Source organism: Jatrophihabitans sp. (assembly GCF_051960575.1).
Taxonomy (GTDB): Bacteria; Actinomycetota; Actinomycetes; order Mycobacteriales; family Jatrophihabitantaceae; genus JBQCEE01.
This window is the reverse complement of sequence record NZ_JBQCEE010000337.1, coordinates 1-18185: the sequence shown is the minus strand read 5'-3', so window position 1 is coordinate 18185 and position 18185 is coordinate 1. Positions and strand designations below refer to the sequence as shown.

General features: G+C 72.5%; 22 protein-coding genes. 9 read left to right on the top strand and 13 right to left on the bottom strand.

What is annotated here, in order from left to right; translation table 11 throughout:
* Window positions 1–780 (top strand): DMT family transporter (locus ACTHMS_RS18945; protein ID WP_440308220.1); only part of this gene is annotated, 780 nt, incomplete at its 5' end.
* Here the strand turns inward: ACTHMS_RS18945 and ACTHMS_RS18940 are convergent.
* Both ACTHMS_RS18940 and ACTHMS_RS18935 read right to left on the bottom strand, forming a co-directional pair.
* Complete coding sequence (locus tag ACTHMS_RS18940) at window positions 765–1037, bottom strand: DUF2277 domain-containing protein (protein ID WP_440308219.1); 273 nt, start codon at window positions 1035–1037, stop codon at window positions 765–767. The two genes, ACTHMS_RS18945 and ACTHMS_RS18940, sit on opposite strands and share 16 nt — an antisense overlap.
* A 55-nt stretch (window positions 1038–1092) precedes the next feature.
* Window positions 1093–1584 (bottom strand): DUF3253 domain-containing protein, encoded by a 492-nt coding sequence (locus ACTHMS_RS18935; protein ID WP_440308218.1) that lies wholly within the window; start codon window positions 1582–1584, stop codon window positions 1093–1095.
* 22 nt (window positions 1585–1606) lie between these two features.
* Here ACTHMS_RS18935 and ACTHMS_RS18930 point away from each other — a divergent pair, with 22 nt between their 5' ends.
* Together ACTHMS_RS18930 and ACTHMS_RS18925 are read left to right on the top strand one after the other, a co-directional pair.
* A complete protein-coding gene (locus ACTHMS_RS18930; RefSeq protein ID WP_440308217.1) occupies window positions 1607–2035 on the top strand; it encodes a nitroreductase/quinone reductase family protein in 429 nt (142 codons plus the stop codon).
* Window positions 2032–2901, top strand: coding sequence for an LLM class flavin-dependent oxidoreductase (locus ACTHMS_RS18925; protein WP_440308216.1), 870 nt, complete (start codon window positions 2032–2034; stop codon window positions 2899–2901). The genes ACTHMS_RS18930 and ACTHMS_RS18925 overlap by 4 nt, the downstream gene beginning before the upstream one ends.
* On the opposite strand, the gene ACTHMS_RS18920 is transcribed toward ACTHMS_RS18925, so the two are convergent.
* The 6 genes from ACTHMS_RS18920 to kstD form a co-directional block, all read right to left on the bottom strand.
* Window positions 2893–3228 (bottom strand): hypothetical protein, encoded by a 336-nt coding sequence (locus ACTHMS_RS18920; RefSeq protein WP_440308215.1) that lies wholly within the window; start codon window positions 3226–3228, stop codon window positions 2893–2895. The two genes, ACTHMS_RS18925 and ACTHMS_RS18920, sit on opposite strands and share 9 nt — an antisense overlap.
* Window positions 3229–3244: 16 nt before the next feature.
* Window positions 3245–4312, bottom strand: coding sequence for an NAD(P)H-dependent amine dehydrogenase family protein (locus tag ACTHMS_RS18915; protein ID WP_440308214.1), 1068 nt, complete (start codon window positions 4310–4312; stop codon window positions 3245–3247).
* A 64-nt stretch (window positions 4313–4376) separates the two neighbouring features.
* Window positions 4377–5168 carry an SDR family oxidoreductase gene (locus ACTHMS_RS18910; protein WP_440308213.1) on the bottom strand — a complete coding sequence of 264 codons (792 nt, stop codon included), beginning with the start codon at window positions 5166–5168 and terminating at the stop codon, window positions 4377–4379.
* Window positions 5165–6658, bottom strand: a complete 1494-nt coding sequence (locus ACTHMS_RS18905) for an FAD-dependent oxidoreductase (RefSeq protein ID WP_440308212.1) — start codon at window positions 6656–6658, stop codon at window positions 5165–5167. The genes ACTHMS_RS18910 and ACTHMS_RS18905 overlap by 4 nt, the downstream gene beginning before the upstream one ends.
* Window positions 6655–7515 (bottom strand): MaoC/PaaZ C-terminal domain-containing protein, encoded by an 861-nt coding sequence (locus ACTHMS_RS18900; RefSeq protein WP_440308211.1) that lies wholly within the window; start codon window positions 7513–7515, stop codon window positions 6655–6657. The genes ACTHMS_RS18905 and ACTHMS_RS18900 overlap by 4 nt, the downstream gene beginning before the upstream one ends.
* Window positions 7505–9226, bottom strand: coding sequence for a 3-oxosteroid 1-dehydrogenase (gene kstD / locus ACTHMS_RS18895; RefSeq protein WP_440308210.1), 1722 nt, complete (start codon window positions 9224–9226; stop codon window positions 7505–7507). The genes ACTHMS_RS18900 and kstD overlap by 11 nt, the downstream gene beginning before the upstream one ends.
* Window positions 9227–9321: 95 nt before the next feature.
* Here kstD and ACTHMS_RS18890 point away from each other — a divergent pair, with 95 nt between their 5' ends.
* The 4 genes from ACTHMS_RS18890 to ACTHMS_RS18875 are packed head-to-tail and all read left to right on the top strand — an operon-like array spanning window position 9322 to window position 12516.
* Window positions 9322–10122: a 2-keto-4-pentenoate hydratase gene (locus ACTHMS_RS18890; protein WP_440308209.1), complete on the top strand. Its 801-nt coding sequence runs from the start codon at window positions 9322–9324 to the stop codon at window positions 10120–10122.
* A complete protein-coding gene (locus ACTHMS_RS18885) occupies window positions 10119–10994 on the top strand; it encodes an acetaldehyde dehydrogenase (acetylating) (protein WP_440308208.1) in 876 nt (291 codons plus the stop codon). Before ACTHMS_RS18890 ends, ACTHMS_RS18885 begins: the two co-directional genes overlap by 4 nt.
* The gene (dmpG, locus tag ACTHMS_RS18880) at window positions 10991–12034 is read left to right on the top strand and encodes a 4-hydroxy-2-oxovalerate aldolase (RefSeq protein WP_440308207.1); all 1044 of its coding nucleotides are present in this window, start codon (window positions 10991–10993) and stop codon (window positions 12032–12034) included. Before ACTHMS_RS18885 ends, dmpG begins: the two co-directional genes overlap by 4 nt.
* A gap of 11 nt (window positions 12035–12045) precedes the next feature.
* Window positions 12046–12516 (top strand): SRPBCC family protein, encoded by a 471-nt coding sequence (locus ACTHMS_RS18875; RefSeq protein ID WP_440308206.1) that lies wholly within the window; start codon window positions 12046–12048, stop codon window positions 12514–12516.
* Window positions 12517–12589: 73 nt separating this feature from the next.
* On the opposite strand, the gene ACTHMS_RS18870 is transcribed toward ACTHMS_RS18875, so the two are convergent.
* On the bottom strand, window positions 12590–14038 hold the full coding sequence (locus ACTHMS_RS18870; protein WP_440308205.1) for a sensor histidine kinase: 1449 nt from the start codon (window positions 14036–14038) through the stop codon (window positions 12590–12592).
* A 132-nt stretch (window positions 14039–14170) separates the two neighbouring features.
* On the opposite strand from ACTHMS_RS18870, the gene ACTHMS_RS18865 reads away from it, so the two are divergent.
* Complete coding sequence (locus ACTHMS_RS18865) at window positions 14171–15067, top strand: SGNH/GDSL hydrolase family protein (protein WP_440308204.1); 897 nt, start codon at window positions 14171–14173, stop codon at window positions 15065–15067.
* On the opposite strand, the gene ACTHMS_RS18860 is transcribed toward ACTHMS_RS18865, so the two are convergent.
* Genes ACTHMS_RS18860 through ACTHMS_RS18845 form a run of 4 tightly spaced genes read right to left on the bottom strand, consistent with a single transcriptional unit; the run spans window position 15057 to window position 17746 of the window.
* Entirely contained in the window at window positions 15057–15809 is a 753-nt protein-coding gene (locus ACTHMS_RS18860; protein ID WP_440308203.1) for a glutamine amidotransferase, read from the bottom strand. The genes ACTHMS_RS18865 and ACTHMS_RS18860 overlap by 11 nt on opposite strands.
* Complete coding sequence (locus ACTHMS_RS18855; RefSeq protein WP_440308202.1) at window positions 15806–16294, bottom strand: polyketide cyclase; 489 nt, start codon at window positions 16292–16294, stop codon at window positions 15806–15808. Before ACTHMS_RS18855 ends, ACTHMS_RS18860 begins: the two co-directional genes overlap by 4 nt.
* Window positions 16295–16304: 10 nt before the next feature.
* The gene (locus tag ACTHMS_RS18850; protein ID WP_440308221.1) at window positions 16305–17354 is read right to left on the bottom strand and encodes an RNA polymerase subunit sigma-70; all 1050 of its coding nucleotides are present in this window, start codon (window positions 17352–17354) and stop codon (window positions 16305–16307) included.
* Window positions 17351–17746: a VOC family protein gene (locus tag ACTHMS_RS18845; RefSeq protein ID WP_440308201.1), complete on the bottom strand. Its 396-nt coding sequence runs from the start codon at window positions 17744–17746 to the stop codon at window positions 17351–17353. The genes ACTHMS_RS18850 and ACTHMS_RS18845 overlap by 4 nt, the downstream gene beginning before the upstream one ends.
* Before the next feature lie 94 nt (window positions 17747–17840).
* Here ACTHMS_RS18845 and ACTHMS_RS18840 point away from each other — a divergent pair.
* The coding region (locus ACTHMS_RS18840) for an FAD-dependent oxidoreductase (RefSeq protein ID WP_440308200.1) at window positions 17841–18185 on the top strand (345 nt) is incomplete at its 3' end.

The following is an 18185-nucleotide window of genomic DNA, read 5'->3' as shown; positions in this document are numbered from 1 at the left end:
GGCGCGGTGACGCTGCTGCTGCTCTCGGCCGCCGGGCGTCGCCGGCTGCCGCCGGCCGGTGCCGTGTGGGTGCATCTCGGCGTGATCGCGGTGCTCTGGTGCGTCGTGCCGTTCCTGCTCTTCGCCTGGGCCGAGCGGCATGTCTCGAGCGGGCTGGCGAGCATCTACAACGCGACGACGCCGTTGATGACGATCCTCGCGGCGCTCGTCGCCCTGCCCGCCGAGCGGTTGACCCCGGCGCGACTCGGCGGCCTGCTGACCGGCTTCGTCGGGGTGCTCGTCGTGCTCGGACCGTGGCAGGGGCTGGGCGGCGGTGATGCGCTCGCCCAGCTGGGTCTGCTCGCCGCCACCGCCTGCTACGGCACGGCGTTCGTCTGGTTCCGGCGCTTCGTCGCGCCCCACGGGCTGCCCGCCGTCACCGTGGCGACGGTGCAGGTCGGGTTGGCCGCGGCGATGCTGCTCGTGATCAGCCCCTGGGTCGCGTCCGCACCGGTGCACCTGAGCTGGAAGGTCGTCGGCAGCGTGCTGGCGCTCGGCATGTTCGGCACCGGGCTCGCCTATCTGTGGAACACCAACGTGATCAACGCGTGGGGCGCGACCAACGCCTCGACGGTCACGTACCTGACGCCGGTCGTGGGCGTGGCGCTCGGGGCGATCGTGCTCGACGAGGGGGTGCGGTGGAACGAGCCGGTCGGCGCCGCGCTGGTGATCGTCGGCATCGGGGTGGGGCAGGGACGCGTGCGTCTGCCTGCCCGCGCGCGGGCTCAGGTACGGGCGTAGCGCTGCTGCGCCCGGGCCCGCGCCTTCGCCGCCTCGGTCTCGCGGTCCTTCGGCGGCGCCGTGGTCACCAGGTCGTCGAGCAGATGCGCGGTGATGTGCGCGATCTCGTCCACGGCCCGCTGGAACGCCGCCTCGTTCGCCGCCGACGGTCGTGTCGTGCCACTGACCTTGCGCACGTACTGCAGCGCGGCGGCGCGCACCTCGTCGCTCGTGGCCGGCGGCTCGAAGTTGTTCAGCGGGCGGATGTTGCGGCACATGCTGCCCAGCCTGCCACGGACTCGGCAGGACGGCGTGCTCTCGTCGACGGACGGATCATCCGGGCCAGGCGGGTCCGCGGGCGATGCGGAGGGGACCGCGGGCGGTGTGCGGGTCGACGCGTTCGCCGCGCTGCCGCACCTCGAGCACGCCCGCGTCGTGCAGGGCGCGGGCGACCTCGCGGGCGGCGTCCATGTGCGTGCGCCAGTGCTCGCCGCCGGCGACCCGCGCCGCGTCGCTCGGGCAGATGGTGCGGTCGGGTGCTCGGTGGCGCAGCAGCGTGCGCATGGCCGCGGCGAGCCGGTCGCGCAGGCCGTCCGGCGACGGGGGCTCCCACCACGGCTCGCCGCGCTCGCCGAGGGCGACCTTCGCGTCCTGCACGCGCGGCCGGGCGGTCTCGGCGTCCGACCGCACCGCGCGCCGCGCAGCCATCAGCTCGGCGACGAGCTCGGCCCGCAGGTTCTCGGGGATGCCCGGGTCGGTTGCCCGCCAGCGCCGTCCGTCGACGACGATGTACCGCCCGTCGGGGGTGCGCTCGACGTCGTCCATCCGTCCACCCTAGGTTGGTGACATGACAAGTACGAACGACTGGAACGCCCAGATCATCGCCGAGTTCCGCGCCAACGAGGGCAAGGTCGGTGGCCAGTTCGAGGGCGCGCCGATGGTGCTGGTGCACAGCCGCGGCCGCAGGAGCGGCCGCGAGTTCGTGACCCCGCTCGTCTGCCTGCCCGATGACACCGATGCGGGACGCGTGTACATCTTCGCCTCGAAGGCCGGCGCGCCGACCAACCCCGACTGGTACCACAACCTCGTCGCCGCGGGCAGCACCGAGATCGAGCGGGGCACGGAGCGGTTCCCGGTCACCGTCACCGAGTTGACCGGCGACGACCGCGACCGCATCTTCGCCGAGCAGGTGCGCCGCATGCCCGGCTTCGGCGACTACCTCGAGAAGACCAAGGGCATCCGCACCATCCCGGTGCTCGCCCTGCAGCGCGCGTGACGGTGCAGCTCGGGGTCGTCTTCGTCCCGACGCTCGCGCCGGAGCAGCTGCCGGCGCTGGCGCGGGCGGCCGACGCCGCGGGTCTCGACGAGTGCTGGGTGTGGGAGGACTGCTTCAAGGAGAGCGGCATCGCGTCGGCCGCTGTCGCCCTCGCGGTCACCGAGCGCATCAGGGTCGGCATCGGGCTCATGCCCGCGCCGCTGCGCTCGGTGGCCCTCACCGCGATGGAGATCCAGACCCTCGCGCGGATCTTCCCCGGCCGGCTTCTGCCGGGCATCGGCCACGGCGTGCAGAGCTGGATGGACCAGGTCGGCGCGAGGCCGGCGTCGCCGCTGACCCTGCTCGACGAGTACGCGACCAACCTGCGCGCGCTGCTCGCCGGCGAGCGGGTCACCACGCAGGGACGCGCCGTCCGGCTCGACGACGTCGCGCTCGACTGGCCGCCCACGACCCTGCCGCCGCTGCTCATCGGCGGCGGCGGCCCGAAGACGGTCGCGCTCGCCGCGCGGCTCGGCGACGGCACGCTGCTCGGCACCACGATGACCGACGACGAGATCCGGGACGCCGTCGCGCTGATCGAGCAGCACGTCACCCGGCGCCCCCACACCGTCTGGGTGCAGCTCATCGCCGCCACGGGGCCCGGCGCTGCCGACCGGCTCGCGCACGAGCTCACCACCGAGTGGAACCGTCCGACCGACCGGGGGATCGGGGTCGCCGGCGACGCCGCGACCATCGCCGCCGCGGTCGACCGCCTCGCCGGCCTCGGCGTCACGTCCGTCGCGATCGAGCCGACCGCCGACGAACCCGACCTGCTGGGCTTCGTCCGGTTCCTCGGCGAGGAGGTGCGGCCGCTGCTGTCAGCCTGATGCGGGCGCCGACAGCCGGGCGAAGCGCTCGTGCTGCTCGGGTGTCAGCCCGGGCCACGGCCGGGCGAGGGCGGCGACGTCCGCGGCCAGCTCGGGCGAGACGGCGAGCTCGTCGAACAGTTCGTCCACGACGGGCTCGACGGCGGGCGACGCGAGCAGCGTGGCGGCCGCGACGACCCGTGCCTGCCAGAGGCGCCACACCGTGTCGGACGGGTCGATCAGCAGCGAGCGCGACGGCTTGATCCGCGGCCCGCGCGCGAGCACGTCGAAGACGACGGCACGACCGACGGCCGGGTCGGTCGCCAGGCGGCTCGCGAGGTCGTCCACACCGCCAGGGTAGGCCTCAGCGCACCAGGCCGCGTCCGGTGACGAGCGGCAGGTCGAGCGCGGTCAGCAGCCCCGGGCGGGCGGCCACCACGGCCTCGACGGCGTTCACCAGCCGCATGGACGTGCCCTTGAGGCCGCCGGTGTTGTGGTCTCCGTCCTCGCCCATGAACTGCAGGTCGACGGTGTAGGTCGGCTCGCCGGTGACCTTGACGCGGTAGCACGACTGGCCGGCGGGCTGCGGCCAGTCGGGGGCGAGGTCGGGACGCAGCCGGGTGACGTGCTCGAGCGCCACCACGGGGTGCCCGCCGCGCATGCCGAGCACCTCGAAGCGCAGCGCCGCGGCGGTGCCCTGCTCGATGCGTCCGCACGCGATGTCGAAGGTCTCGGGCGCCGGCACGCGTTGCACGGTCTCGGTGATCTCGTCCAGCGACACGTCGAGCGCAGCGGCCAGCTGCCGCACGACCGAACCCCACGCCATCGTCAGCACGCCCGGCAGCAGCAGCATCGGCGTCTCGTCGAGCGGCTTGCCGAAGCCCATGATGTCCATGACGACGTCGCGCTGGTTGTACGTCGAGTAGTCGCAGATCTCGAAGCAGCGCACCTCGTCGATGCGCTCGGACGCCGAGGTCACCACGAGCGGCAGCCAGTCGTTCGCCCAGCCCGGGTCGATGCCGTTCACCCAGAGCGAGGCGCCGCCCTGCTCGGCGGCCTGCTCGAGCGGCTTGATCATCTCGTCGGGCACGACACCGTACGGGTACTGCAGGAACACCGGTCCGGACGACACCACGTTGATGCCCGCCTCGAGCATGCGGCGCAGGTCGTCGAGGGCCTCGGTGAGGCGGTTGTCGGCCATGGCCGTGTGCACGATGCAGTCGGGCTTGAGGGCGAGCAGCGCCTCGACGTCGTCGGTCGCGGTGACGCCGAGCGTGCGACCGAGGCCGGCGAGCTCGCCGGCGTCCTTGCCGACCTTGTCGGGGTTGCTGACGTAGACGCCGACCAGTTCGAGCTCGGGCCGGGCGTCGATGCCCGCGATGGCGGCGCGCCCGGCGTTGCCGGTGCTCCACTCGACGACGCGCAGGGTCATGCGACCCTCGATGGGCTCAGGGTCATGCGACCCTCGATGGGCTCAGCGTCATTGGGTTCCCTCTCTACAGGTCGGGGATCGGCATGGTGAGGTTCGGCGCGTCGATGCCGCCGTCGACCTCGAGCACCTTGCCGGTGAGGTACGAGCCGGCGGGCGAGGCGAGGTAGACGACCGCCGCGGCGATGTCGTCGACCTCGCCGACGCGGCGCAGGGGAGTGGCCTGCTCGAGCGCGGTGCGCATGCCGTCGTCGGCCATGACGATGTCGAGCGCCGAGGTCGCGATCGAGCCGACGCCGATCGCGTTGATCCGGACGCGGGGTGCCAGGTCGTGCGCGGCGAGCTCCGTGTAGTGGATCAGCGCCGCCTTCGCCGTGCCGTAGGCGAGGTAGCCGCGCCCGGCGACCCGACCGATGACACTGGCGATGTTCACCACCGATCCGCCGCCGGTGCTCAACATGTGTGGAACCGCGGCGGTGGTGAGGGCGTGCGCCGTCGAAACGTTGAAGTGGAACGCACGCTCGAGGAAGCCGACCGACGTGTCGAGGTAGCCGCGCGGCATGGTGCCGCCGACATTGTTCACCACCACGTCGATTCGGCCGAAGGTCTCCATCGCGGCATCGGCGAGCCCGCGGATCGCCGCCTCGTCGTTGAGGTCGGCGACGACGATGTGCGCCTTGCGTCCGACACCCTCGATGGCGGCGGCGGTCTCGGCGAGCTGCTCGTGCGTGCGGGCGGAGATCACGACGTCGGCGCCGGCCTCGGCGAGCGCGACCGCAGACCCGGCCCCGATGCCGCGCCCCGCGCCGGTGACGATCGCGACCTGCCCGTCGATTCGGAACCGGTCGAGGATGCTCATCCCGCTTGTCCCCTGTCCCAGTCGTTTTCCGGCCCCGGATCCGACTGGCCCGGGGGACAAGCGGCATGTCTGGCGGCGCTTTGGCCGGCGAGGCGGCCGAAGAGGGTCGAGTCGCCGAGCGAGAGGCCGCTGCAGTAGCCCTGCGCCGCCACGCCGCTGGTGGTGCGTCCGGCGGCGAACAGACCCGGGATCGGCTCGCCGTCGAGGTCGAGCACCTCGCCGGTGGTGCGGGTGTGCAGGCCGCCCAGGGTGAACGGCGCGTAGATGAACTTGTCGGCGCGCAGGTCGAACGCGGCGAGCGCGCCGACGAGCGGCGTCAGCATCGGCGGCCGCTTTCCGAACTGCGGGTCCTCGCCGTTCTTGGCGTGCTCGTTGAAGTAGTCGATCGTGGCGGCAAGGGCGCCGGCCGGCAGGCCGATCTCGGCGCCGAGCTCGTCGGCCGTCTCGCACACCCAGGTGGCCGTGTACCCGAGCCAGTGCGGCGCGTAGTGCTCCTCGTCGACGACGAGGTACGCCTGGCCGCCCTGCTGCACGAGCGCGGTCTGACCGACACGGCCCATGTAGGTGTCCTCGTTGACGAAGCGCTGGCCGAAGCGGTTGACGATGATGCCCTGCACCAGCGAGCGCGGCGCGTTGAACGGCAGCGCGCACTCGATCGCGTCCATGCGCTTGACGCGCGCGCCGACGCCCTGCGCGATGCGGATGCCGGTGCCGTCGTCGCCCTCGGTGCCGAGCCGCAGCTCGGTGGCGTGCACGGCCGGCGCGTACTGCTCGACCATGTCGGGGTTGAAGATGAATCCGCCGGCGGCGAGCACGACGCCACCCCGGGCCCTCGCGGCGAACGGCTCGCCGAACCGGCTGCCGACGACGCCGACGACACGATCGCCGTCGACGACCAGCCGCTCGACGCGCGTGTCGTACGAGGTGCGCGCCCCAGCGGCGAGGGCCGCCGACGACAGCGCGTCCATCAGCGCCTTGCCGCCCTGCTTGCCGCCCTGCACCACGTGCCCGCGCGGGGCCGGCGTGGCGAGCTCGTCGTAGGGCCAGGCGTTCTCGCCGCCGGTGTACATCAGCCCCTCGCCCGCGACCGGCGAGGTGCCGTTGCGCTCGGGGAAGTGCGTGCCGAGGAAGGTGACGCCGTGGGCCAGCAGCCACTCGCGGTGCTCGAGGCTGCGGTCGCAGTAGAGGTCGACCTTCTCGAGATCGGGCGCGGGACCGGTCGCCGCGCGCAGGAAGGCCCGCATGTTCTCGACCGTGTCGGTGAAGCCGGCCTCCTGCTGCTCGGGCGTGCCGCCGCCGAGGTAGACGAAGCCGTCGCTGAGCGCGGCCGCCCCGCCGGCCGCACCGGCACGCTCGACGATCAGGACGTCGGCGCCGGCCGCGCGGGCGTCGATGGCGGCGGACGAGCCGGCCGCGCCGAAGCCGACGACCACGACATCCGCCTCGTCGGTCCAGGTCACGTCCGCCGCGGGCACCGGCCTGATCGTCATCGCGTCACCACCTCGGCCCCCGACAGCGCGGGCGCGCCGTCACGCTCGTCCACCGTCGTCGTGAGGACGAAGTGCTCGCCCTCGCGCCAGACCCGCGTGCGCAGCGTCTCACCCGGGAACACGACGCCGGCGAACCGCACCTCGAAACCCGTGAGGCGGGCGGCATCGCCGTCGAGCAGGTCGTCAACGACCGCCTTCGCCACCAGCCCGTAGGTGCACAGCCCGTGCAGGATCGGCCGCGGGAACCCCGCCGCCGCCGCGAACGCAGGGCTCGAGTGCAGCGGGTTGCGGTCGCCGCAGAGCCGGTACCACAACGCCTGTTGCGGCAGGGTGCGGGTGACGAGTTCGGCGACGGGAGCGCGGTCGGGTGGCGGTGGCGGGCCGGACGGGCCGCGCTCACCGCCGAAACCGCCCTCGCCGCGGGCGAAGATGCTCGACGTGTTCGTCCAGAGCGGGTGGCCGTCGAGGTCGCGCACCTCGGTCTCGGTGACGACGACGGCCGACGACCCCTTGTCCCAGACGTCGCGCACGCGGGTGACGGCGCGGGCCTTCCCGTCGGTGGGCAGCGGCGCGTGCACGTCGATGCGCTGCGAGCCGTGCAGCACCTTCGCCAGGTCGATCTCGATACCCGGGTAGGTCACGCGGGGCGGCGTGAAGACGGTGATCGTCGGCGCGACGACGGCGAAGGTGGGCAGCACCTGCAGGTCGTCCTCGGTGGCGTAGCGCAGCTCGCGCGGGTCGAGCGGATCACCGCCCGCGCCGAGGGCCAGGTGGTAGAGCAGGACGTCGGACGCCGTCCACTCGAACTCGTGCGGCGGCAGCTCGGCGCCGATCGCGACGGACGGGTCAATGGGCACGGTCGAGCTCCTGAGCGGGCGGGGCGGCGGGCGTGCCGGCAGCGGCGGCGCGTTCGGCGATGTCGAGGGCGGCGAGGTAGCCGAAGGTCAGCGCGGGGCCGATCGTGGCGCCGGGCCCGGCGTAGGTGTGCCCCATGACCGGCGCGCTCGCGTTGCCCGCGGCATAGAGACCCGGGATGACCGAGCCGTCGGTGCGCAGCACCCGCGCAGCCGTGTCGGTGACGAGCCCGCCCTTCGTCCCGAGATCACCGGGCACCATCGTGACCGCGTAGAACGGCCCCTGGTCGATCACCCCGAGCGACGGGTTCGGTTGCACGGTCGGGTCGCCGTAGTAGCGGTCGTAGCCGCTGGCACCGCGGCGGAAGTCGAGGTCGTCGCCGGTGCGGGCGAAACCGTTGAACCGGGTGACCGTCGCCTCGAGCGCATCGGCCGGCACACCGATCTTCTCGGCCAGCTCGCGCAGCGTCGCGGCCCTGGTGACGATGCCGGCCTTGTACCAGCGGCCGGGCAGCTTCTGCCGCGGCTGCAGGCCGGCGAAGACGTACCGGTTGCGGTAGCGCTGGTCGAAGATCATCCAGGACGGGATGTGCTCGCCAGGCCCGTCGCCCTGGCCGTGCTCGCCGCCGTACATGCGGTGCACCGCCTCGACGTACGGCGCGGCCTCGTTCATGAACCGCTCGCCGCGGGCGTCGACCATGATGCCGCCGGGCAGGGTGCGCTCGGCGAGGCAGAACCACGGGCCGCCGGTCAGCGGGATCGACGGCCCCCACCCCGCGTCCTCCATGATCGCGACGGCGGCGCCGAGCCCCTGGCCGGCGCGGATGCCGTCGCCGGTGTTCGCCGCGGCGCCGACGGTCCACTCGGTGCCGATCGGCTCGCGCTGGTACTGCTTGCGCATCGTCTCGTTGTGCTCGAACCCGCCGCTGGCGAGCACGACCCCGTGCCTCGCGCGCACTGTGCGCCGCTCGCCGCCGTGCCGCACGACGACACCGGTGACGGCGCCGTCGGTGACCAACAGATCCTGCAGTTCGGTGTGCAGCTCGATCGGCACCCCGGCGTCGCGCAGGCCGCAGCGCACGGCGGCGACGAACGCCTGCCCGCGCGCGGCGAGCGCCTTGCCGGTGAGCATCGCCCACAGCCAGCGCAGGCCGATGCGCAGCACGCGCAGCACGCCCTTCGGGTGCCGCATCATCAGCGTCGCCCAGCGGAAGTCGGCCTGCGTGACCGCGACGTTGAGCGGCGCCTTGCTGTAGTCGGGTTCGAGCTCGTCGCGCAGCGGGCCGAGCCGCTTCGTGTCGAACGGCGTCGGCTCGATCGAGCGGCCACCGAGCCGGCCGCCGGGGGCCTCGGGGTAGTAGTCGCTGTAGTCGGGCACCCACTGCATGCACAACGGGGTGTTCGCGAGCAGGAACGACAGCGCCTCGGGCCCGCGCGCGAGGTAGGTGTCGATGCGCTCGGCAGGGACGACATCGCCGATGATCGCGTGCAGGTACTCGCGCGCCGCCTCGGGCGTGTCCCGCACGCCGTCGCGCTGCAGCACCTCGTTGTTCGGGATCCAGACCCCGCCGCCCGACCGCGCGGTCGACCCGCCGTAGTGCGCCGCCTTCTCGACGACGACGACGTCCAGCCCCCGCTTCTTGGCGGCGAGCGCGGCGGTCATCCCGGCGGCTCCACTGCCCACGACGACCACGTCGTACTCTTCTGCCAGCACGTAGAACAGGTTATAGTTTCGCCCGTGCTTGGCAAGACGGCGCGGGCATCGAATCCGTCCGAACATCGGTAGAACACGTTCTAGAGGAGGCCGGGTTGGCGCTCTCGTCCGGTGAGCTGGAGCAGGCGGCTGCCGTGCTGCGCGAGGCCGAGCGGTCGCGTGTCGGCGTGCGCCCGCTGCGCGAGCAGTGGCCGGCCATGGACGTCACCGACTCCTACCGCATCCAGCTGCTCAACATCGAGCGGCGCGTCGCGGCCGGTGCCGCCGTGCTCGGCCACAAGGTCGGCCTGTCGTCGAAGGCGATGCAGGAGATGATGGGCGTCGACGAGCCCGACTACGGCCACCTGCTGTCGGACATGCACTGCACCGAGCACGCGTCGGTCGACGCGAGCCGTTACCTGCTCCCGCGGGTCGAGCCCGAGGTCGCCTTCGTGCTCGGCGCCGACCTGCCCGGCGAGGGCTGCACCGAGGCCGACGTGCTCGAGGCGACCGAGGCCGTCGCGCCCGCGCTCGAGCTCATCGACTCGCGCATCGTCGACTGGGACATCCGCCTCGTCGACACGATCGCCGACAACGCGTCGTCCGCCGGCTACGTCCTGGGCGCGGCGCGGGTGAAGCCTGCCGACGTCGACCTGCTGACCGTGCCGGTCGTCCTTCGGAAGAACGACGACGAGGTCGGACGCGGCACCTCGGACGCCGTGCTCGGCAACCCGGTCACGTCGGTGGCGTGGCTGGCTCGGAAGGTCGCGTCCTTCGGCGTGCGCCTGCGGGCCGGGCACGTGATCCTGCCGGGCTCGATCACCCGCGCCGTCGACGCCCGCAACGGCGACACCTTCGTCGCCGACTTCGGCCCCGACCTCGGCACCGTCTCGCTCACCTTCGGAGGGGCATCGTGAAGACCGCAGCGATCGTCGGGTCGGGCAACATCGGCACCGACCTGCTGTACAAGCTGCAGCGCTCGAGCGTGCTCGAGCCGCGTTGGATGGTCGGGGTCGACCCGGCCAGCGAGGGGCTCAAACGGGCCGCGAACGCCGGCCTCGAGACGACGGCGGACGGTGTCGACTGGCTGCTCGCGCAGGACGAACTGCCCGACGTGGTCTTCGAGGCCACCTCCGCCTACGTGCACCGCGCCAACGCGCCGCGGTATGAGGCACTCGGCATCCGTGCCGTCGACCTCACCCCCGCGGCGCTCGGCCCGGCGGTCATCCCGGCCGCCAACCTCACCGAGCACCGCGACGCACCGAACATCAACATGATCACGTGCGGCGGGCAGGCGACGATCCCCATGGTCTACGCCGTCTCGCGGGTCGTGCCGGTCGAGTACGCCGAGATCGTCGCGACCGTCGCGTCGGTCAGTGCCGGCCCCGGCACCCGCGCCAACATCGACGAGTTCACCCGAACCACCAGTCGCGGCGTCGAGACGATCGGCGGGGCCCGGCGCGGCAAGGCGATCATCGTCCTCAACCCGGCCGACCCGCCGATGATCATGCGCGACACAATCTTCTGCGCCATCCCGCTCGACGCCGACCACGACGCGATCGCCGCCTCGGTGCACGAGATCGTCGCGCGGGTGCAGTCGTACGTGCCGGGCTACCGGCTGCTGCAGGAGCCGCAGTTCGACGACCCGGGACCCATGACGAACGGCATGGCCCGCGTCTCGATCTTCGTCGAGGTCGAGGGCGCCGGCGACTTCCTGCCGCCGTACGCCGGCAATCTCGACATCATGACCGCGGCCGCCGTGAAGGTGGGGGAGGAGATCTTCCGATGAGCCAGGGCCTGCGACGGACGTACAGCGACACCCTCGACCTGCGCATCACCGACACCAGCCTGCGCGACGGGTCGCACCACAAGCGGCACCAGTTCACCGCCGACGAGGTGCGCGCGATCGTCGCGGCCCTCGACGGCGCGGGCGTGCCGGTGATCGAGGTGAGCCACGGCGACGGCCTCGGCGGCTCGTCGTTCAACTACGGCTTCTCGCGCACACCCGAGCAGGAGCTGATCAGGCTCGCGGCCGAGACGGCGACGCAGGCGAGGATCGCCGTGCTGATGCTGCCCGGCGTCGGGGTGAAGGACGACATCCGGATCGCGCAGGACAACGGCGCGTCCATCTGCCGTATCGCCACGCACTGCACCGAGGCCGACATCTCGATCCAGCACTTCGGGCTGGCACGCGAGCTGGGTCTCGAGACGGTCGGGTTCCTGATGATGTCGCACTCGCAGCCGCCCGAGGTGCTGGCGAAGCAGGCGCGCATCATGGCCGACGCCGGCTGCCAGTGCGTCTACGTGGTCGACTCGGCCGGCGCGCTGGTCATGGAGCAGGTGAGCGACCGCGTCTCGGCCCTCGTCGCGGAACTCGGCGACGACGCCATGGTCGGCTTCCACGGCCACGAGAACCTCGACCTCGCCGTCGCCAACTCGGTGCTCGCCGCGCGCGCCGGCGCCACGCAGATCGACGGGTCGGCCCGCCGTTTCGGCGCCGGCGCGGGCAACACACCGGTCGAGGCGTTCGTCGGCGTGTGCGACAAGCTCGGCTGGCACACCGGCATCGACTTCTTCAAGATCGTCGACGCTGCCGAGGACGTCGTGCGTCCGGCCATGCCCACCGAGTGCACCCTCGACCGCATGGCGCTCATGATCGGCTACGCCGGCGTCTACTCCAGCTTCCTCCAGCACGCCTACCGACAGGCCGACCGTTACGGTGTCAGCGGGGCCGAGATCCTCGTGCGGGCCGGGCAGCGCAAGCTGGTCGGCGGGCAGGAGGACCAGCTCATCGACATCGCACTGGAGATCCAGCGCGAACGGGTCTGACGGGAGCACGCATGACGGGGCCGAACGCCGCGCCGGACGCATCGGGATCGATCGACATCAAGGCCACGCCCGAGCGCATCCTGGGCCTGCTCACCGACCTCGACTCGTTCACCGAGGTCGTCAACGAGACCAAGCGCATGCGCCTGACGAAGGGCACGAGCGTCACCGAGGGCGCCGTCTTCGCGGGCACCAACACCAACGGCTGGCGCCGCTGGACGACGAAGTGCACGGTCACGGACGCCCGCACCGGCCGCTTCGCCTTCGACGTGACCCACACCGTCATCCCGATCGCGCGCTGGCAGTACGACATCGTCGCCACGGGAGACGGCTGCCGCGTCACCGAGTCGATGTGGGACCGTCGCCCCGGCTGGTTCAAGGGGCCGGCCGGGCTCGCCACCGGCACCCGCGACCGCATCGCCGCGAACCGCCGCAACATCGACGCGACGCTCGCCCGGCTCAAGCAGCGCGCCGAAGCGAGCTGATCACGGTCCGGATCTTGATCCGCCGGACGACGCAGGGGTCGCTGACGGCATCAAGGTCCGGTGGCGGGATCGCTCAGGCCGCAGGCAGCGTGAGGGTGAAGATCGCGCCGTGCGGGTCGTTGTCGCGGTGTCGGATGCTCGCGTGGTTCGCGCGGGCGAGCTCGCGGGTGATGAACAGCCCGAGGCCGGTGCCGAGCTGCTGACGGGAGGTGCTGCCGTCGCGGCTGAACCGCTCGAACAGCAGGTGTCGGAACTGTGGCGGCACACCGGGCCCGGCGTCCTCGACCGACACCTCGACGCCGCCCGCGACGGCCTGGGCCCGCACGCAGGTGGCCCCGCCGCCGTACTTGGTGGCGTTGCTGAGCAGGTTGGTGACGATCTGGTCGAGATGTGACGGCTGGACGATCGCGGTCAGCCCCGGCGGGCAGTCGAGCAGCGGCCGCGACCCGATCGGCTGCGACGCGATGGCGTGCTCGAGCACCGGCAGCAGCTCGCACGGCTCGGGGTGCGCGGTGAGGGCGCCCCGTTCGCTGCGCACCATCTCCAGGATCTCGCTGCGCACCTGCTGCACCTGCTGCGCGCTGCGCTCGACATACCGGAAGGCGTCGCGGGCCATCGCCTCGTCGCCCTCGTCCAGCGCCTGCGCGCCGAGCTCGGCGAAGCCGCGGATCGAGGTGAGCGGGTTGCCGATCTCGTGCCCGAGCATGCCCATCAGGTCGACCTTGAACTGGTTCGCCCGTTCCAGCTCGTCGTTCTTCGCCGCGAGCGCCGCGGCCGCGGCGGCCCGCTCGCGCATCGGCTCGTGCAGCGCGGCCCGCTGCAGCAGCAGGTAGATCGGCGCGAGCAGCAGCACGAACCACGGCCCGGCGCCCCACACGCCCGCCAGGAGGCCGCCGACGAGCAGCACCCCGGCCTCGGTGAGGTAGAACGACGCCGAGGTCAGCGTGCGGCGCAACCACACCTCGTCCGAGGCGCGATTGAGGGTGGCCGACCCGGTGAACAGCAGCGTCTCGATGGCCAGGAAGGTCGCCGCGGCCGCGAGCAGGGTCACGAAGCCGCGCCCGCCGTCGCCGGTCATCAGGTTGCCCTGGCCGTGCATGATCGCGTGCCGCACCGCAGCGGCGCCGAGCCCGGCGAGCACCAGGTAGGCCGCCGACCCGATCCACTTCCAGAGCACCACCCGCAGACCACGCCACCAGGCGTGGGCGTAGGTGAGCGGCACGATGAGCAGCAGGGCGAGCGGCGACAGCAGCAGCGCCGAGGTGAACGCCCACGCCGACAACGCCTTGTGCGGCTGCTGGCTGCGTTCGAGACCGCCGGTGAGGGCGCGTCCGATCTCGACGTTCAGCACCGAGACGGCGACGAGCACCAGGATGGTCAGCCAGACCGTCGGCAGCCCGGTGCTCGGGCCGAGGTGCCGCATCAGGACGGGTGCCGCGACGGCGGCTGCCAGCACCAGCACCAGGAAGGCCGACATCCGCGCCGGGACGCCACGCATCGGGCGGGCCTCGGCGCTGACCATGCTGAAAATCTAGGGCACCACGGATCGTGACGATCTCTTGCCGCACCGCTCACGGCAGCGTTAGGTGCAAGGGGGGACCGTGACGACCGGGCAGCGGGGCGCGGCGGGCGGTGCCCGGAAACGGGGTGGCTCGTGCTCTCGTCCGTCTTCACTCGTCCTCGCCGGCTCGGCGCAACGGTCCTTGCGGCCGCGTGCGTCGCCGGTCTCGGCGTCGCGCCGGCGAGCGCCGCGCCGCCCGGCGGTCACGTGAAGAAGGTGCATCGTTCGTCGGACTACCTCGCCCTCGGCGACTCGGTGGCGTTCGGCTACCGCGAGGCGAACAACCCGCCGACGCCCGACTACACGAACGCCGCGAACTTCACCGGGTACCCCGAACTGGTCGGCAGGGCGCTGCACCTGCGCGTCGCGAACGCGTCGTGCCCGGGTGAGACGTCCGGCAGCCTCAACTCCGCTACCACGCTGAGCTACGCCTGCGGGCTGACGCCGACCGGCCTCAACGGCTACAAGGAGCACTACCCGCTGCACGTGTCCTACGCGGGCACGCAGCTGCAGTACGCGCTCGACTACCTGCGGCACCACCGGGACACGCGGCTCGTGACGCTCATGATCGGCGCGAACGACGGCTTCCTGTGCCAGGCGACGACGGCCGACCAGTGCGCGTCCGAGATCGGCGGCGTGCTGGCCAAGGTCGCGGCGAACGTGACGACAACGCTCGAGGCGATCCGGCAGCAGGCGCACTACCGCGGGCAGATCGTCATCGTCGACTACTACTCGCTCGACTACCGCTCGGCCGCGGCGAACGCCAGCAGCCAGGGGTTGAACCAGGCGATGAACACGGCGGCCAAGCCGTTCGGCGTCACTGTCGCCGACGCGTACACCCTGTTCCAGCAGGCCGCGGCGCAGAACGGCGGCGACACCTGCGCGGCCGGACTGCTGACCGTGCTCACCGGCGGTGGCTGCGGGGTGCACCCGAGCGTGGCCGGGCAGGCACTGCTCGCCCAAGCGGTCGAGGGCGCGATCAGGCGCTGAGCGCCGACCGCTGCGCGAGTTCGACGAAGGTGCGCAGCACGGTCGGTGGGTGCACGACCGTGCTGCGCCGCGCAGCGGCCTTGACCTCGTCCGCCCGGTCGGGCGGGAAGTACCCGTGGTGGCGGTAGACGTCGACGCGCCGGCAGAGCCCGTCGACGTCGAGTTCCGGGTGGAACTGCGTGGCGTGGATGTGCGCGCCCACCCGGAACGCCTGCACCGGGCACATCGGTGACGACGCGAGCACCACGGCCTCGCCGGGCAGGGCACCGTTGATCGCCTCCTTGTGCCCGACGAACGCGTCGAAGGTGTCGGGCAGGCCGGCGAAGAGGGCGTCGGTGCGACCGGCGACGGAGCGTGTCACCGGCACCGCGCCGACCGGCTCGCCGAAGGTGTGGTCGACCGTCGCGCCGAGCCACCGGCCGACGACGCCGATGCCGTAGCAGCAACCGAGGAACGGCACACCGTGGGCCTGCACCTCGTCGAGCAGCCGGAAGAGGGCCGTCTCGGCGCGTCGCTGCTCGGGCGTCTTGGTGCGCTCGGGGTCGCCGGCGTTCCACGGGCCGCCACCGAGGACGATGCCCGACCAGGCCGTGACGTCGAGGTCGCCGAGGTCGGTGCGATCGAGCCGCAGCATCGGCATCCCGCCTGGGGTGAGGCCGGTGCACCGCAGCATCGCGGCGTACTCGTCCTCGGCCGCGGCGTCCTCGGGACGGATCGACAGCATGAGGAAGGGCGCGGTCATGCTTCGGCCAGCGCCTTCAGGTTGAGCAACTGGCGCCGGGCCATCACCAGGTCGCCGGCCGACACGAACGGTGCGAGCAGCCGACCGCGCGCCATCACGATCTTCAGCAACAGCCGTGTGCCGCCGCCCGACGGCACCAGCACGTAGGACATCACCGCACCGGCGATGCGGCCGGTCAGGTGCACGCCCGGTTCGACCGACAGCACCCGTCCGACCGCGCGCCCGGCCGAGGCGGTGAACGGGTCGCCGGGGACAGGGTCGGGGATGTCCAACAGCAGTTGAGGCGACTGGCGGCCGAGGTTGTCGACCCGGTCGTAGCTGTACGGGGCGAGCCGGATCTGCCGCACCCACTGCCACACCCGCTCGGGCGGCGCCGCGACGGTCACCCCGCGCCACGCCTGCAGCACGGGCTGCCGCACGAGGTCGTCGCACGGGTAGCGCCGAACCGTCTCGTCCGGCGTGACGCCCCATCGGTCGGCGATCATGCTTGTGCGGTCATGCGTCGGCGGGCAGCGTGTCGGGCAGGCCGAAGCGGGCGAACAGGCCGCCCTGCCGCGCGTCCATCGCTTGCTCGGGGTAGCGGACGTAGGCCTCCGGGTCGGCCGGCTCGGTGCTGCGGACGATGAACGCGGTGACGTCACTGACCAGCCCGTCACGCAAAGTGAGGACGTTGAGCGCGAACGGCAGGTAGCCCGCCGCCGCATCGTCCCAGGCGTAGAAGGCCAGCGCCGGCTGGCCGTTCGCGCGCACCAACCGGGTGCGCCACCGCCACGCCCCGTTGAGCGAGAACTCGCGCGCCCACTCGGCGATGACGTCACGCGGTGCGTACCAGGTGCGCAGGGGCGGCATCGCGAAGGACGCGTCCTCGACGAGCAGCGCGGTGAAGGCGTCGACGTCGCAGCGCTCCCAGGCGTCGACGTAGCGCTCGATGAGCTCCTGCAGCGCCGTGTCGCCGAGCGCGCGCAGCGTGGCCTGCTGGCTGCGGTCGGGCACCCGCTTCGCCACGGCGGCCCGCGCCCGCTGCACCGCACTGTTCACGGACGCGACCGTGGTGTCCAGCAGCTCGGCCGTCTCGCGGGCGCTGAAGCCGAGCACCTCGCGCAGGATGAGCGCGGCCCGCTGCTGCGGTGCGAGATGCTGCAGCGCCGCCACGAACGCGAGTTCGACGCTCTCGAGCCGGTCGTAGCTCGCCTCCGGCCCGGCGCGGCCGGGCGCGACGTCCGCGTCGGGGTAGGGCTCGATCCACACCGTCTCGGCGACAGGTGCGCCGGGCGGCGTACCTCGCTCGGCGGCGGGGGAGAAGTCGTGCGGCAGCACGCGCGACTTGCGGCGGGTGAGCTCGGTCAGGCAGACGTTCGTGGCGATGCGGTACAGCCACGCCCGCGCGGCCGCCGGGTCGGTGAGCCCGTCGACGCCACGCCAGGCGCGGACGAGGGTGTCCTGCACGGCGTCGTCGGCGTCGTGCACCGAGCCGAGCATGCGGTAGCAGTGCGCGTGCAGCTCGGCCCGGTGCCGTTCCGCCAGGGCGGTGAAGTCGACGGTCAGGGCTGCTCGACCACCATCAGCGTGTGCCCGCTCGGGTCACGGAACCAGAACAACGGCGGCACCGGGTCGCCCATGCGCGACACTTGCGCGTCGACGTCGATGCCGCGGGCGACGAACTCGGCGTGCGTCGCGTCGATGTCGGCCGTCGTGATCGTGATGCCGGTGATCGTGGGCTCGACGCCCGAGCCGGGCGGCGGCGGCGCGAGCGCAATCCCGGTCTCGCCGCTCGGCGGGTAGACCTCGATCCAGCGGTACTCGCCGCCGAACGGGGTGTCGACGCGCTTCTCGAAGCCGAGCCGCTCGTAAAACTCGACGGCGCGGTCCTGCTCGACGGTCGGGACGCAGACGAGCGAGATGCCGCGAATGCCGGTGGTGGTGGGTGTGGACGTCATGCTGGCCTCCTGCTGGCCGGTGCTGATCGATATGACACCACGTACGACCCGGGCCGTCACCGGAACTCATCGGTCACAGGCAAGAATCTTCGGCGTGACGTATCGCGAGGTGTCGCTGTGGCTCGACCAGGTGGCCACGCTCGACGGTGACCTGCTGCGGCCCCGCAACACCGGTCACCGCGGGGCGCTCGACGCGGACGTCGCCATCGTCGGGGCGGGCCTGAGCGGGCTGTGGACGGCCCTGTACCTGCTGCGCGCGCAGCCGGACCTGTCCGTCGTGGTCGTCGAGGCCGAGATCGCGGGGTTCGGCGCCAGCGGACGCAACGGCGGCTGGTGCTCGGCGCTGTTCCCCATCGGCATGCCGGCCCTCGCTCGCCGGCACGGACGGGAGGCCGCGCTCGACCTGCGGCGCGCGCTCATCGCGACGGTCGACGAGGTC

Excerpts from the sequence above, each read along its gene's own strand:
- ACTHMS_RS18940 (WP_440308219.1), bottom strand. The coding sequence starts at position 1,037 with ATGTGCCGCAACATCCGCCCGCTGAACAACTTCGAGCCGCCGGCCACG.
- ACTHMS_RS18935 (WP_440308218.1), bottom strand. The coding sequence starts at position 1,584 with ATGGACGACGTCGAGCGCACCCCCGACGGGCGGTACATCGTCGTCGAC.
- ACTHMS_RS18930 (WP_440308217.1), top strand. The coding sequence starts at position 1,607 with ATGACAAGTACGAACGACTGGAACGCCCAGATCATCGCCGAGTTCCGC.
- ACTHMS_RS18915 (WP_440308214.1), bottom strand. The coding sequence starts at position 4,312 with ATGACCCTGCGCGTCGTCGAGTGGAGCACCGGCAACGCCGGGCGCGCC.
- ACTHMS_RS18910 (WP_440308213.1), bottom strand. The coding sequence starts at position 5,168 with ATGAGCATCCTCGACCGGTTCCGAATCGACGGGCAGGTCGCGATCGTC.
- ACTHMS_RS18905 (WP_440308212.1), bottom strand. The coding sequence starts at position 6,658 with ATGACGATCAGGCCGGTGCCCGCGGCGGACGTGACCTGGACCGACGAG.
- dmpG (WP_440308207.1), top strand. The coding sequence starts at position 10,991 with ATGAGCCAGGGCCTGCGACGGACGTACAGCGACACCCTCGACCTGCGC.
- ACTHMS_RS18875 (WP_440308206.1), top strand. The coding sequence starts at position 12,046 with ATGACGGGGCCGAACGCCGCGCCGGACGCATCGGGATCGATCGACATC.
- ACTHMS_RS18870 (WP_440308205.1), bottom strand. The coding sequence starts at position 14,038 with ATGGTCAGCGCCGAGGCCCGCCCGATGCGTGGCGTCCCGGCGCGGATG.
- ACTHMS_RS18860 (WP_440308203.1), bottom strand. The coding sequence starts at position 15,809 with ATGACCGCGCCCTTCCTCATGCTGTCGATCCGTCCCGAGGACGCCGCG.
- ACTHMS_RS18855 (WP_440308202.1), bottom strand. The coding sequence starts at position 16,294 with ATGATCGCCGACCGATGGGGCGTCACGCCGGACGAGACGGTTCGGCGC.
- ACTHMS_RS18845 (WP_440308201.1), bottom strand. The coding sequence starts at position 17,746 with ATGACGTCCACACCCACCACCACCGGCATTCGCGGCATCTCGCTCGTC.